The sequence below is a fragment of the Roseateles sp. P1_C6 genome, from assembly GCF_056406315.1.
This window is the reverse complement of the sequence record NZ_JBFUAK010000001.1, coordinates 662,357-676,266: the sequence shown is the minus strand read 5'-3', so window position 1 is coordinate 676,266 and position 13,910 is coordinate 662,357. Positions and strand designations below refer to the sequence as shown.

Below are 13,910 nucleotides of genomic sequence, written 5' to 3'. Positions count from 1 at the left end.
TCAAAAGCCGCTGACTACAATCGCCGTTTCGCGTTTTGAAATGACAAAGACTTCGTCCCGCACCAAGGCTGCCGCGTCAGACGGCACTGAACTCAGCTACGAGCAAGCGCTCGACGAGCTGGAGCGCCTGGTGGCGGCGATGGAGGGGCAGCAATTGCCGCTGGACCAACTCCTGCTGAGCTATCAGCGTGGGGCCGAATTGCTGGTCCTGTGCCGAGGCCGCCTGCAAGCCGTTGAGCAGCAGGTCAAGCTGTTGGATGGGGCGGAACTGAAAGCCTGGGAGGGCTCCTGAACCATGGATGCAAAGGATTTTGACCACTGGGTCGACACGTCCCTGGCTGCTTTCGAGGCAGTCCTGGATGACCTGGTGCCTGCCAATGCGCCGGCTGGCCTGGGTGCGACCATGCGCTATGCCGTGCTGGGCGGCGGCAAGCGGCTGCGGCCGCTGCTGGTGTTGGCGAGCTGCGCGGCCGTCAACGGCGACAGCTTCGCGGCGATGCGCGCGGCCTGTGCGGTGGAGTTGATCCACGCCTACTCGCTGGTGCACGACGACATGCCCTGCATGGACGACGACGTGATGCGCCGCGGCAAGCCGACGACGCATGTGCAGTTCGGCGAGGCCCAGGCCATGCTGGCCGGCGATGCGATGCAGGCGCTGGCCTTCGATGTGCTGACGCCGGACACCGGCATCGCCCCCGCGCTGCAGGCCCGGCTGTGCGCGCTGCTGGCCCGCTCGGCCGGCCACGACGGCATGGCCGGCGGCCAGGCCATCGACCTGGCCAGCATCGGCAAGCAGCTCGATGAACGCACGCTGCGCGACATGCACCGCCGCAAGACCGGCGTGCTGCTGCAGGCCAGCGTCATGATGGGCGCGGCCTGCGGGTCGGCGTCCACGCAGGCGACAAAAGCGCTGTCCGATTACGGCGCGGCGCTGGGCCTGGCCTTCCAGGTCGTCGACGACATCCTGGACGTGACGCAGGAATCGCATGTGCTGGGCAAGACGGCCGGCAAGGATCAGGATGCGAACAAGCCGACCTATGTCAGTGTGCTGGGCTTGAGCGAAGCACGCGCGCTGGCACAGCAGCTGCGGGCCGAGGCCAAGGCGGCACTGGCCGCCAGCGGCCTGGCCGATGTGAGCCACCTCAGCCTGCTGGCTGATTCGGTGGTCGAGCGCGACAACTGAAGGGCATCACCATGGACTACCCCCTGCTGAGCGCCATCGACAGCCCCGCCGACTTGCGCCGCTTGCCGCGCGGTGAGCTGAGGAAAGTCGCCGACGAGGTGCGCGCCTTCGTGCTGGACAGCGTCTCCAAGACCGGCGGCCACCTGGGCTCCAACCTCGGCACCGTCGAGCTGACCGTGGCGCTGCACTACGTCTACAACACGCCGGAAGACCGGCTGGTGTGGGACGTGGGCCACCAGACCTACCCGCACAAGGTGCTGACCGGCCGGCGCGACCGCATGCCGGGCCTGCGCCAGATCGGCGGCATCAGCGGCTTCCCGCGCCGCGACGAGAGCCCTTACGACACCTTCGGCACCGGCCACTCGTCGACCAGCATCTCCGCCGCCCACGGCATGGCCATGGCGGCCAAGCTCAAGGGCGAGAGCCGCAAGGCCGTGGCCATCATCGGCGACGGCTCGATGACGGCCGGCATGGCCTTCGAGGCGTTGAACAACGCCGGCGTGGCGCATGGCGGCCTGCTGGGCGACGTGCTGGTCATCCTGAACGACAACGACATGTCGATCAGCCCGCCGGTCGGTGCGCTGAACAAGTACCTGGCGCGGCTGATGAGCGGCAGCATCTACGCCGCCGCGCGCGAGGGCGCCAAGAGCGTGCTGAAGAACACGCCGCTGTACGAGTTCGCGCGCAAGTTCGAGGAGCACACCAAGGGCATGGTCGTGCCGGGCACGATCTTCGAGGAGTTCGGCTTCAACTACGTGGGCCCCATCGACGGCCACGACCTGGATTCGCTGATCCCGACGCTGGAGAACCTGCGCGACAAGAAGGGCCCGCAGTTCCTGCACATCGTCACCAAGAAGGGCGCCGGCTACAAGCTGGCCGAGGCCGACCCGGTCAAGTACCACGCGGCGGCCGGCAAGTTCGACCCGGCCGTGGGCTTCGTCAAGCCGGCCACGCCGGGAAAGCTGACGTTCACGCAGGTCTTCGGCGACTGGCTGTGCGACATGGCCGAGGCCGATCCGCGTCTGGTGGGCATCACGCCGGCCATGCGCGAGGGCTCGGGCATGGTCGATTTCCACAAGCGCTTCCCGCAGCGCTATCACGACGTGGGCATCGCCGAGCAGCACTCGGTCACCTTCGCCGCCGGCCTGGCCTGCGAGGGCATCAAGCCGGTCGTGGCGATCTACTCGACCTTCCTGCAGCGCGCCTACGACCAGATGGTCCACGACGTGGCCATCCAGAACCTGCCGGTGCTGTTCGCGCTGGACCGCGCCGGCCTGGTCGGCGCCGATGGCGCCACGCATGCCGGCAATTACGACATCGCCTACACGCGCTGCATTCCCAACATGGCCGTGCTGACGCCGGCCGACGAGGACGAATGCCGCCAGGCGCTGTACACCGGCTTCATGCATGACGGCCCGGTGACCGTGCGCTACCCGCGCGGCGCGGGTGCTGGCGTCGTGCCGGTCAAGGCGATGACGGCCCAGCCCTGGGGCAAGGGCGAGGTGCGCCGCAAGGGGCAGCGCATCGCCATCCTGGCGTTCGGCACGCTGCTGTACCCGGCGCTGGCGGCTGCCGAGCGCCTGGACGCCACGGTGGCCAATATGCGCTTCGTGAAGCCGCTGGACGCCGATCTCGTCGCCGAGCTGGCGCGCACGCATGACGTGCTGGTCACCGTCGAAGATGGCTGCATCATGGGCGGCGCCGGCAGCGCCGTGACAGAGGCGCTGAACGCCGCAGGCCTGAACGTGCCGGTGCTGCAACTGGGCCTGCCCGACGAGTTCGTCGAACATGGCGACCCGGCCAAGCTGATGAGCCTGTGCGGCCTGGACGCGGCCGGCATCGAGGCCAGCATCGTCAAGCGCTTCGGCGCCAAGCCGACGGTCGTTCGCGCCGCAACGCGCTGAGCAGACGGTCCACCAGCGGCTGCGCCGGCCGGTGCAGCGGGATCAGCGCGCTGACGCGGTAGGGAATCGAGACGGTCAACGGCCTCGCGACCAGGCCAGCGTTCGCGCAGGCCGCGGCCGTCAGCGGGTTGACGATGGCGATGCCCAGACCGGCACGCACCAGTTCGCAGACGGCCACGGCGCTGTGTGTCTGCACGCGCAGCCGGCGCTCGACGCCGGCGTCGGCAAAGCGTGCATCGATCTCGCGCCGGTAGGGGTCGTCGGTCGCCAGGCTGACGAAGTCCTGCGCGGCGAAATCCTTCAGCGCCAGCCGTTGGCGCGCCGCGAGCGCGTGTCCGGTCGGCAGCACGGCCACCTCGTCGGCCTCAAGCACCGGCTCCACGCGCACGCCGGGCCGCGGCGTGGCCTGCTCGGCGAGGCCCAGGTCGAAGCGCTGCTCGCTCATCCACGCATCCAGCAGCGGCGGCTCGGCGGGCGTGATGTCGACACGCACGCCGGCATGCTGCGCCAGCAAGACCGCGAGTGCGCCGGGCAGCAGCGCGTGGCTCAGCGCCGGCAGGCACAGCACGCTCAACTCCGCGTCCGCATCGCGGCCCAGCGCCTCGGCGCGCTCGATGACGCGGGCCAGGCCCTGGAAGCTGCGCTCCACCTCGTCGAACAGCGCCCGCGCGCGCGCCGTCGCCTTGAGGCGTCCGCGTTCGCGCTCGAACAAGGCATAGCCCAGCAGTTGCTCCAGCCGCGCGAGGTCGCGGCTCAGCGTCGGCTGCGACGTGTGCAGCAGCGCGGCGGCGCCCGTCACGCTGCCCGCCGTCATGACGGCGCGAAAGACTTCGATGTGGCGGTGCTGGATATCCATATCAGGAATGGATTGTCTGCGGATAAATTGCAATTTGATTGAATAGACGTATCGCGGCATCCTGCGAGGCATGACCAAGCCCCTGCCGCCTGCGCTGACCCCCGCCCGCCTCACCGCCCTGGCTGCCGAACACGGCACGCCGCTGTGGGTTTACGACGCCGCCACCATCCGCGCCCGCGCCGCGTCGCTGAAGCGCTTCGACGTCGTGCGCTTTGCGCAGAAGGCCTGTTCGAACATCCACATCCTGAAGCTGTTGCGCGAGGCAGGCGTCAAGGTCGACTCGGTGTCGCGTGGCGAGATCCTGCGCGCGCTGGCTGCCGGCTATGAGGCGGGCGGCGACGAGATCGTCTTCACGGCCGACCTGCTGGACCATGCGACGCTGGCCACGGTCGTTGAACACCGCATCCCCGTCAATGCCGGCTCCATCGACATGCTGGACCAGCTCGGCGCGGCTTCGCCGGGCCATGCCGTCTGGCTGCGCATCAACCCCGGCTTCGGCCACGGCCACAGCCACAAGACCAACACGGGCGGCGAACACAGCAAGCATGGCATCTGGCATGCGGACCTGGGCACCGCGTTGGTCGCCATCCGCCGCCACGGCCTCAAGCTCGTCGGCCTGCACATGCACATCGGCTCGGGCGTGGACTACGGGCATCTGGCCCAGGTCGGCCAGGCCATGGTGGGCCTGGTGCGCGAGACCGTCACGGCCGGTCATGACCTGCACGCGATCTCCGCGGGTGGCGGCCTGTCCATTCCCTACCGCGAGGGCGACGCCGGCATCGACGTGGACCACTACTTCGGCCTCTGGGACGCCGCGCGCCGCGAGTCCGAGGCCCTCGTCGGCCATCCGCTGAAGCTGGAGCTGGAGCCCGGCCGCTACCTCGTCGCCGAAAGCGCCGTGCTGCTGGCCGAGGTGAGGGCGATCAAGAACGCGGGCGCCAACCGGTTTGTGCTGGTGGACGCCGGTTTCAACGAGCTGATGCGCCCGGCCATGTACGGCAGCTTCCACGCGATGACGCTGCTGCCGAGCGACGGCGTGGCGCGGCCGGTGAGGGAGTCGGTCGTCGCCGGTCCCTTGTGCGAGTCCGGCGACGTCTTCACGCAGGCCGCGGGCGGCGAGGTGCTGACGCGAGCGCTTCCCGAGGCCCGGGTGGGTGATCTGCTGGTCATCCACGACGCGGGCGCGTACGGCGCGTCCATGTCCAGCAACTACAACAGCCGGCCATTGGCGGTGGAAGTGTTGGTGGATGGCGATGTGGCGCGGTTGATCCGTCGTCGACAAACCGTCGAAGAACTCTTGGCCTTGGAGGTCTGACAATCCGGGGATTCAGATCCCCGAATTGCCCATGCCCACCTCCCGCCCGCCCGTCCAGGGCCGCAAGGTCCGTTTCGCGCTGATCGGCTGCGGCCGCATCGCGCAGAACCATATCGAAGCCGTCGCCCGCCATGCCGACCGGGCAGAGCTGGTGGCCGTCTGTGACACGGATCCCGCAGCCCTGGCCGCAGCCGCGCAGAAGTCTGGCGCCCGGCCTTTCGCCTCCCTGACCGAGCTGCTCGCGGCGCAACTGGGCCTGGACTGTGTGGTGCTGACCACGCCGAGCGGCCTGCACTCGCGCCAGACCATCGAGGTGGCCCAAGCAGGCATTGACGTGATGACGGAGAAGCCTCTTGCCACTCGGTGGCAGGACGGGCTTGCCATGGTGAGAGCGTGCGACGAGGCCGGCGTACGCCTTTTCGTCGTCAAGCAGAACCGTCGCAATCCGACACTGCAATTGCTCAAGCGAGCGATGGCGGAAGGCCGCTTCGGGCGGCTTTACAACGTCGCCGTCAACGTCTTCTGGACCCGCCCGCAGAGCTACTACGACAGCGCCGCCTGGCGCGGCACCTGGGAGTTTGACGGCGGCGCTTTCATGAACCAGGCCAGCCACTACATCGACCTGCTGGACTGGATCTGCGGACCGGTCGAGAGCGTCATGGCCTACACCGGCACGCTGGCGCGCAACATCGAGGTCGAAGACACCGGCGTGGCCGCGCTCAAGTGGCGCAACGGCGCGATGGGCACCGTCAATGTGACCATGCTGACCTACCCGAAGAACTTCGAAGGCTCGATCACGTTGCTGGGCGAGAAGGGCTCGGTACGGGTCGGAGGCCTGGCCGTCAACGAGATCCAGCATTGGGAGTTCGATGCGCCGCACGAGATGGACGCGCTCATCAAGGATGCCAGCTACAAGACCACCTCGGTCTATGGCTTTGGCCATCCGCTGTATTACGACAACGTCATCCAGACGCTGCGCGGCGAAGCCGAGGCCGAGACGGATGGTCGCGAGGGGTTGAAGTCTCTGGAGTTGCTGATTGCGATGTACATGAGCTCACGCGACGGCAAGCGCATCAACCTGCCGCTGCATTACTGATGGCCACGACCATCCACCCCAGCGCCATCGTCGACGATGGCGCCCAGCTTGGTGCCGACTGCCGCGTCTGGCACTTCGTGCATATCAGCGCCGGCGCCCGCATCGGCGCGCGCTGCTCCTTCGGCCAGAACGTCTACGTCGGCAACGACGTCTCTATCGGCAACAACGTCAAGATCCAGAACAACGTCTCCGTCTATGACGCCGTGACGTTGGAGGACGACGTCTTCTGCGGCCCCAGCATGGTGTTCACCAACGTCTACAACCCGCGCTCCGCCGTCGCGCGCAAGGATGAATACCGGCGCACGCTGGTGAAGCAGGGGGCCACGCTGGGCGCCAACAGCACCATCGTCTGCGGCACGACGATTGGCCGCCACGCCTTCATCGGCGCCGGTGCCGTCATCAATTGCGACGTGCCCGACTTCGCGCTGATGGTGGGCGTGCCGGCCCGGCAGGTCGGCTGGATGAGCCGCTTCGGCGAGCGGCTGGCGCTGCCGCTGTCCAGCGCCGAACCGCTTTACACCACCTGCCCCCACACCGGCGAGCGCTACCGCCTCGTCGGCAGTCAACTGAGTCTGATCTGATGGATTTCATCGACCTCAAGAGCCAGTACGCGGCGCTGCGCGACAACATCAACGCCCGCATCCAGGCGGTGCTGGACCATGGCCAATACATCCTGGGCCCCGAGGTCAAGGAGATGGAAGCCGCGCTGGCCGCCTACACCCGTACCAGGTACTGCATCAGCGTCGCCAGCGGCACCGAGGCGCTGCTGATCTGCCTGATGGCGCTGGACCTGCAGCCCGGCGACGAAGTCATCACCAGCCCCTTCACGTTCGCCGCGACGGCCGAGATGATCGTGCTGGCCGGCGGCGTGCCCGTGTTCGTCGACATTGAACCCGACACGGCCAACATCGACGCGACGCTGATAGCCGCCGCCATCACCGCCAAGACCAAGGCCATCATGCCGGTCAGCCTGTACGGCCAGGTGGCCGACATGGACGCGATCAATGCCATTGCCGACAAGCATGGGCTGGCGGTCATCGAAGACGCCGCGCAAAGCTTCGGCGCCAGCTACAAGAATCGCAAGAGCTGCAATCTCTCCACCTTCGGCTGCACCAGCTTCTTCCCCAGCAAGCCGCTGGGCTGCTATGGCGACGGCGGCGCCATCTTCACGAACGACGACGCTCTGGCGCAGGCCTGCCGTGAGATCCGAACGCACGGCCAGAGCCAGCGCTACCTGCACACCCGCCTGGGCGTGGGCGGCCGCATGGACACGCTGCAATGCGCGGTGGTGCTGGGCAAGCTGGACCGCTTCGAGTGGGAGATCAGGCGCAGGCTTGAGTTGGGCGACGCCTACAGGCGCAAGCTCAATGCGGCGATCCCAGGCCTGCAACTGCTGGCCGTGCGCGACGACCGCGACTGCGTGTGGGCCCAGTACACGGTCTTTGTCGACGACCGCGACGCGATCCAGGCCGGGCTGAAGCAAGCCGGCATCCCGACGGCGGTGCATTACCCACGGCCGCTGCATCATCAGCCGGCATATGCCAAGTACGGCAAGGCCGAGGACTATCCGCACAGCATCGCCGCGGCAAAGCGCGTGATGAGCCTGCCCATGAGCGCCGATTTGACGGCCGCTCAAATGGACCAGGTGGTTGCGGCGCTGGCCGCCCAGTCCTGACCCCGCGTGCTGAAGCGCCGCGCGGGCGCGGTGCAGCGGCGCAGTTGTCTTCAACCGTAGCGCTTGCCCAGTCGGACGCTCTGCAACCGGCCGAGCACGCCGAACAGATGCGGAAACAGCAGCTTGACGCGCCATAACAGCGGCATGCGTGCCAGCGGTTCCAGTCTGGCCTGCAAGTCGCTGAGCTTGGCCGCCAAGCCAACCTCGTAGCGGAAGTCCTTGGCCTGCACCGACGCTCCGCCGTTGGACGTCGGCGTCGGCACGAAACACAGCCGTCGATCCACCTCGAAAGCGACGATGGATTCGAAGAAGCGGATGGACGCGATCACGCCGCCCCAATCGGGCGCGTGCCTGTGCATGCGTGGGTGGCGCGAGTTGACGTGGTCGGTCAGGCGCTTGGCGTAGCTCATGAAGGAGTGTTTCGACGGGTTGCCGAATTCGCGGAAGTAGCTGCAGTGCGTGTCTTCGACGATGACCAGACCGCCGTCCCGTACCAGGGGCAGTGCATGCGCCACCGTCGTGATCTGCTGCAGGTTGGTGTGCCCGCCGTCGTCAAGCAACACGTCGATGGCGCCCAACTCGGCCTTCAGCTGGGCCCAGAACGCCGGGTTGGCCTGGTCGCCGATGAGGATCTCGAAGCCCGCCTCGCGCCAGCGCAATGCGGCCGGGTTCATGTCGATGCCGACGATGCGCACCTGTGGTCCGAAAAACCGTCGCCACATCGCCAGCGAACCGCCGTTGAGAACACCGATCTCCACGAATGTGAAGGCCCGCCCCACATAGCGGGACAGCAGCGTTTCGTAGACATGAAAGTAGGAGCTGTGCTTCAGCGACAGATAGGGCGTGCTCTCGTAGATTTCACGCAGGCGCGCGCCCGGCGGGGAGCTTTCTTCAGGTCCGGTGGACTGATTCGACATGCCTGCTCCCGGTAGATGCCGTGTTATCGCCGCCGCCGCGGCGGGCGCTCATAGGTGGATTGCCTAATGTTGCGCCGCATCAGAGAACGGCGGTCATCGCTCCGTGGCCGGGCGCCGGGACAAATGGCGGCGACGCTCAAATCCATCGTTAGGGTTTTGTGTACCAACTTACGAGAGTATCAAGCGGCAGCTCAATGGATTTGTGGCGGTGGCGGCCTGTGGTGACCCGGGTTCAATTCGATTTATATGGCGCTGTGGAAAGAAATCCGCGTCGAGCGCATTCTGATGCCGGGTATTCCTGAGGCCTGAAACGTGTTCCGGTAGGCTGGAATACGTCCCCGTGAGATTTCAAGGGCCATATCGGAATTGGCGAGGCCACCTCTCGGCGCGATTTTGATAATGGCTCGGACTAGCGTGCCAATCGCTGCGCTCAAACATGCGCGAGTTCCTCAGGCGCAGACGTGGGGATCGATTGCCCGTTTTGATGACCTCCATTCATGAAACTCGTTCCGATTCAGCAGGTAAGCGGCCACATCAAATCCGGTGCACCCCTGCCTTTCGGGGTTCGTGACGCTGACGGTAAGCTGCTGCTGGCCAAGGGCCAGATGGTGCCGAACGAGCAGATGCGCGAGACGCTGCTGGCCCGCGGCGTCTTTGTCGACATGGACGAGCTTCGCGACGCCTCCGCGCGCGGCGGCGACGGGGGGACGGGCGGCGAGGACTTCTTTGCGCGCTGGGAGGCGCTGCAGACGCGGCTGTCCGTGCTGCTGCGCACGCCGCAGGACACGCTCTTCCTGCCGCGCGTCAAGGAGTGCGGCGGCCAGCTCATCGCCTGGGCAGAGCGCTTTCCCGACCAACTGCTCTTCGTCGGCATCCAGCACGACCACAGCCGGCACGAGGTCTATGGCCTGGCCCATCTGCTGCACAGCGCCGCCGTCAGCGCGTTGCTGGCACGCCGGCTCTGCTGGGGCCCGGAGCGCCAGCGCAGCCTCGTCGGCGCGGCGCTGACGATGAATCTGTCCATCATCGACCTGCAGGGGCGCCTGGCCTCGCGTGGCGGCAAGCTGCTGCCGCCGCAGCGCGCCGCCATCGACCGCCATCCGGACGAGGCCGTGGCCTGGCTGCGCAATGCCGGCCTGGACGACGCGGAATGGCTGACCGCGGTCGCCCAGCACCATGAGCAACCGGGCGGCGGCGGCTATCCGCAAGGCCTGGCCGAGCCCGGTGAGGCGGCGCAACTGCTTCGCCTTGTCGACATCTTCCTGGCCAAGCTGGCCAGCCGCGGGGGCCGGGCCGGGCTGCCGGCGCCTCAGGCGGCCAAGTCGCTCTACACCGACAGCAGCGGCCACGCCTTCGCCGCGCTGCTGGTCAAGGAGCTGGGGATGTTCCCACCCGGCACCTTGGTTAAGCTGGCCAGCGGTGAGATCGCGGTGGCCGTGCGCCGCGGTACATCGGGCAACACACCCATCGTCAGCGCTGTGATGAATCGTCACGGAGATGCCTTAGGCTCGCCGGTCAGGCGCGACACGGCGTCGAGCGAGCATGCGATCACGGGCCTGGCGTCCGCGCAGCTGCTGCGCGTGAAGCTGAGCCCGCACCGGCTGTACGACCGCCGGTTCGAGGCCTGACCCGCCGATAGGCTGAGTCAATAGCAGCGATTTGATAAATGTTTTCAACTGAAAACGCATCATCGATATAGTTCTGCCTATCCCATCCACCCCTCACGGAGCGATCCCGATGTCCCTGATCAACACCCAAGTCCAGCCCTTCAAGACCGAAGCCTTCCACAACGGCAAGTTCATCACCGTCAGCGACGAATCGTTGAAGGGCAAGTGGTCCGTGCTGATCTTCATGCCGGCTGCCTTCACCTTCAATTGCCCGACCGAAGTCGAAGACGCGGCCGACAACTACGCCGAATTCCAGAAGCTGGGCACCGAGGTCTACATCGTCACAACCGACACGCATTTCTCGCACAAGGTCTGGCACGAAACCTCGCCGGCCGTCGGCAAGGCCAAGTTCCCGCTGGTGGGCGACCCGACCCACACGCTGACCAACGCCTTCGGCGTGCACATCCCCGAGGAAGGCTTGGCGCTGCGCGGCACCTTCGTCATCAACCCGGACGGCGTCATCAAAACCGCCGAAGTGCACTCCAACGAGATCGCCCGTGACGTCAAGGAAACGCTGCGCAAGCTGAAGGCTGCCCAGTACACCGCCGCCCACCCCGGCCAGGTCTGCCCGGCCAAGTGGAACGAAGGCGCCAAGACCATCGCCCCTTCGCTGGATCTGGTCGGCAAGATCTAAATGCTGTTTGCGAGGAGCCCGGGAGGGCTCCTTCCTTGCGCAGAGCCTCACAGGTTCTGCTGAAAGGGCCTCCGCTCTGAGGGGACCCTTTCAGCAGTGGCCCGCCCCGCCACGTCCCTCGCTGAAAGGACCTCACCATGTTGGACGCCGCACTGAAGACCCAGCTCCAGGGTTACCTGGACCACGTCAAGCTTCCCTTCGAGATCGTCGCCTCGCTGGACAACTCGACGAGCAGCGATGAGATGCGCGAACTGCTGGAGCAGATCGCCGGCATGAACGACAAGATTTCGTTCCGCGCCGACGGTGTGGACACGCGCACGCCGTCCTTCCTGCTGCGCCGCGCCGGCACGGAGCAGAACCTGCGCTTCGCCGCCATCCCGCTGGGCCACGAGTTCACGTCGCTGGTTCTCGCGCTGCTGTGGACCGGCGGCCATCCGCCCAAGGTCGAGCAGGCGCAGATCGATGCCGTGAAGGCGCTGGACGTCGATCTCGACTTCGAGATCTACATGAGCCTGACCTGCCACAACTGCCCGGACGTCGTGCAGGCGCTGTCGCTGATGTCCATCGTCAACCCGCGCATCCGCACCACCATCATCGACGGCGGCCTGTTCCAGGCCGAAGTCGAGGCGCGTGACGTCATGGCCGTGCCCAGCGTCTACCTGAACGGTCAGCATTTCGTCTCCGGCCGCGTCAGCCTGGAAGAGATCGTCGCCAAGCTCGACACCGGCGCCGCTGCGCGCGACGCCAAGAAGCTCGATTCAGAGGAGCCCTACGACATGCTCATCATCGGCGGTGGCCCCGCCGGTGCGGCGGCAGCCGTGTACGCAGCCCGCAAGGGCATCCGCACCGGCGTCGCGGCCGAGCGCTTCGGCGGCCAGGTGAACGACACGCTGGGCATCGAGAACTACATCTCCGTCTCGGTGACCGACGGCCCGAAGTTCGCTGCGGCGCTGGAAGGGCACGTCAAGGACTACAAGGTCGACATCCACAACCTGCAGCGCGCCGAAAAGCTGACGCCCGCCGCGCAGCCCGGCGGCTTCGTCGAGGTCGAACTGGCCAATGGCGCCAAGCTCAAGGGCAAGACCGTCATCCTGTCCACCGGCGCGCGCTGGCGCAACGTCGGCGTGCCCGGCGAAGCCGAGTACAAGAACAAGGGCGTGGCCTACTGCCCGCACTGCGACGGCCCGCTGTTCAAGGGCAAGCCGGTCGCTGTCATCGGCGGCGGCAACTCAGGTGTCGAGGCGGCCATCGACCTGGCCGGCATCGTCAGGCACGTGACGTTGATCGAGTTCGGCGCCGAGCTGCGCGCCGACGCGGTGCTGGTCAACAAGCTGAAAAGCCTGCCCAACGTGACCATCCACACCAATGCGCAGACGACCGAATTCACCGGCACGAACGGCAAGCTCGACGGCCTGAACTACACCGACCGTGTGTCGGGCGAAGCGAAGCGCGTCGACGTGGACGGCTGCTTCGTGCAGATCGGCCTGGTGCCCAACACCGAGTGGCTGCGCGGCACGCTGGAACTGAGCAAGCACGGCGAGATCATCGTGGACCCCAAGGGCGCCACATCCATCCCTGGCGTGTTTGCCGCGGGCGATGTGACGACCGTGCCGTTCAAGCAGATCATCATCGCCGCCGGTGACGGCGCGAAGGCGGCGCTGGGCGCCTTCGACTACCTGATGCGGAACTGACGGCCCCTCGCCCAGTCCCACCTCGCTGAACGCGGTGGGCCCGGGCGGGTACCCCGAGGGGACGGCGATGCTTGCGGCATCAAGCCGCAAGCACATCGCCAGATGGGCCGGCTTGGGAGCGGCCCGGCGCTCGGCCCAAAGACATGCACTACGGCCGCGGCGACTGTCGTGGCCGGCCACCGGCCCACAGGAGACGGCTCAACGCAGCGTGTAGCCGCGCCCGTCCATGCAGGCCTCGACGGCGCGATTGAACACGCTGGCATCGGCCATCGCGGCCTGCTGCGTCGTCGCCCAGCGGTTGCATTCGCGGTTGTCGGCCTCGAGTTGCGCGCTGCTCTGCCCGTTGCGCGGGTAGATGACCGGCTCGGCGCGGCTGCGTGCGTACACCACCGGCGCGGGCGGCGGCAGCGGCGCCGGTGGCGGCACATAGACCACCTCGGGTGCCCGGTCGGCGCGATCGGCCTGATTCGCCAACGCGATCAGCGGTACCGCGATCGCCAGGCCCACCACCAATGCACCCAAGCCAGCCCCACCGTGATGGTGATGATGGTGGCGCGGCGGCGGCTCGTAATAGCGCGGGCCGGCGCTTGCGAGACCGGTGGCGGCCACCAACGTGGCAACGATCAGCGTACGGACGAGAGTTTTCACGGCGACTACCCCGCTGTTGAGCATTCGATGCAACGCCGCGCGGCCGGGGCCGGTTGACGCCCGCCGGCCTTGTTACAGCTTCAGCTGCGCAAACGCAGCCTGCAGCCCGGCGACACCGCCGACGCGCTGGTCATTGATGAAGACCTGCGGCATCTGCCGGACGGCGGGGCCGCATTTCTCGTAGAAGGCCAGGCGCTGCGCCTCTTCGTCGATCTTGATCTCCTCGAACGCCAGGGCCTTGGCCTTGAGCAGGCTTTTGACGGTGTCGCACTGGGGGCAGGCGGACTTGGAATAGACGACGATGTTGAGTTGCATGGTTCGAGT

14 protein-coding genes are annotated in these 13,910 nt (G+C 67.0%); 10 read left to right on the top strand and 4 right to left on the bottom strand.

From position 1 onward, the window contains the following. Window positions 1–40 precede the first annotated feature (40 nt). The 3 genes from xseB to dxs are packed head-to-tail and all read left to right on the top strand — an operon-like array spanning window position 41 to window position 3,087. The gene (gene xseB, locus AC1D29_RS02890) at window positions 41–292 is read left to right on the top strand and encodes an exodeoxyribonuclease VII small subunit (RefSeq protein ID WP_477894412.1); all 252 of its coding nucleotides are present in this window, start codon (window positions 41–43) and stop codon (window positions 290–292) included. A gap of 3 nt (window positions 293–295) precedes the next feature. Further along, a complete protein-coding gene (locus AC1D29_RS02885) occupies window positions 296–1,183 on the top strand; it encodes a polyprenyl synthetase family protein (protein WP_477894378.1) in 888 nt (295 codons plus the stop codon). Window positions 1,184–1,194: 11 nt separating this feature from the next. After that, on the top strand, window positions 1,195–3,087 hold the full coding sequence (gene dxs / locus AC1D29_RS02880; protein ID WP_477894377.1) for a 1-deoxy-D-xylulose-5-phosphate synthase: 1,893 nt from the start codon (window positions 1,195–1,197) through the stop codon (window positions 3,085–3,087). On the opposite strand, the gene AC1D29_RS02875 is transcribed toward dxs, so the two are convergent. Further along, on the bottom strand, window positions 3,038–3,943 hold the full coding sequence (locus AC1D29_RS02875) for a LysR family transcriptional regulator (protein WP_477894376.1): 906 nt from the start codon (window positions 3,941–3,943) through the stop codon (window positions 3,038–3,040). The genes dxs and AC1D29_RS02875 overlap by 50 nt on opposite strands. Before the next feature lie 70 nt (window positions 3,944–4,013). Here AC1D29_RS02875 and lysA point away from each other — a divergent pair, with 70 nt between their 5' ends. Genes lysA through AC1D29_RS02855 form a run of 4 tightly spaced genes read left to right on the top strand, consistent with a single transcriptional unit; the run spans window position 4,014 to window position 8,029 of the window. Continuing rightward, entirely contained in the window at window positions 4,014–5,258 is a 1,245-nt protein-coding gene (gene lysA / locus AC1D29_RS02870; protein ID WP_477894375.1) for a diaminopimelate decarboxylase, read from the top strand. Between the two features lie 31 nt (window positions 5,259–5,289). Then, window positions 5,290–6,354 (top strand): Gfo/Idh/MocA family protein, encoded by a 1,065-nt coding sequence (locus tag AC1D29_RS02865; protein ID WP_477894374.1) that lies wholly within the window; start codon window positions 5,290–5,292, stop codon window positions 6,352–6,354. Beyond that, window positions 6,354–6,935: an acyltransferase gene (locus AC1D29_RS02860; RefSeq protein WP_477894373.1), complete on the top strand. Its 582-nt coding sequence runs from the start codon at window positions 6,354–6,356 to the stop codon at window positions 6,933–6,935. Before AC1D29_RS02865 ends, AC1D29_RS02860 begins: the two co-directional genes overlap by 1 nt. Next, window positions 6,935–8,029, top strand: a complete 1,095-nt coding sequence (locus AC1D29_RS02855) for a DegT/DnrJ/EryC1/StrS family aminotransferase (protein ID WP_477894372.1) — start codon at window positions 6,935–6,937, stop codon at window positions 8,027–8,029. The genes AC1D29_RS02860 and AC1D29_RS02855 overlap by 1 nt, the downstream gene beginning before the upstream one ends. Window positions 8,030–8,079: 50 nt before the next feature. Here the strand turns inward: AC1D29_RS02855 and AC1D29_RS02850 are convergent, their stop codons facing one another. Further along, on the bottom strand, window positions 8,080–8,946 hold the full coding sequence (locus AC1D29_RS02850) for a class I SAM-dependent methyltransferase (protein WP_477894371.1): 867 nt from the start codon (window positions 8,944–8,946) through the stop codon (window positions 8,080–8,082). 497 nt (window positions 8,947–9,443) lie between these two features. On the opposite strand from AC1D29_RS02850, the gene AC1D29_RS02845 reads away from it, so the two are divergent. The 3 genes from AC1D29_RS02845 to ahpF all read left to right on the top strand — a co-directional run bounded on the left by AC1D29_RS02845 (window position 9,444) and on the right by ahpF (window position 12,938). Next, entirely contained in the window at window positions 9,444–10,574 is a 1,131-nt protein-coding gene (locus AC1D29_RS02845) for an HD-GYP domain-containing protein (RefSeq protein ID WP_477894370.1), read from the top strand. A 109-nt stretch (window positions 10,575–10,683) separates the two neighbouring features. Then, on the top strand, window positions 10,684–11,247 hold the full coding sequence (ahpC, locus tag AC1D29_RS02840) for an alkyl hydroperoxide reductase subunit C (protein ID WP_477894369.1): 564 nt from the start codon (window positions 10,684–10,686) through the stop codon (window positions 11,245–11,247). Between the two features lie 137 nt (window positions 11,248–11,384). Continuing rightward, on the top strand, window positions 11,385–12,938 hold the full coding sequence (gene ahpF, locus AC1D29_RS02835) for an alkyl hydroperoxide reductase subunit F (RefSeq protein WP_477894368.1): 1,554 nt from the start codon (window positions 11,385–11,387) through the stop codon (window positions 12,936–12,938). A 198-nt stretch (window positions 12,939–13,136) separates the two neighbouring features. Here the strand turns inward: ahpF and AC1D29_RS02830 are convergent, their stop codons facing one another. Next, the gene (locus AC1D29_RS02830) at window positions 13,137–13,586 is read right to left on the bottom strand and encodes a hypothetical protein (RefSeq protein WP_477894367.1); all 450 of its coding nucleotides are present in this window, start codon (window positions 13,584–13,586) and stop codon (window positions 13,137–13,139) included. Between the two features lie 72 nt (window positions 13,587–13,658). Then, on the bottom strand, window positions 13,659–13,901 hold the full coding sequence (locus AC1D29_RS02825) for a glutaredoxin domain-containing protein (protein WP_477894366.1): 243 nt from the start codon (window positions 13,899–13,901) through the stop codon (window positions 13,659–13,661). Window positions 13,902–13,910 lie beyond the last annotated feature (9 nt).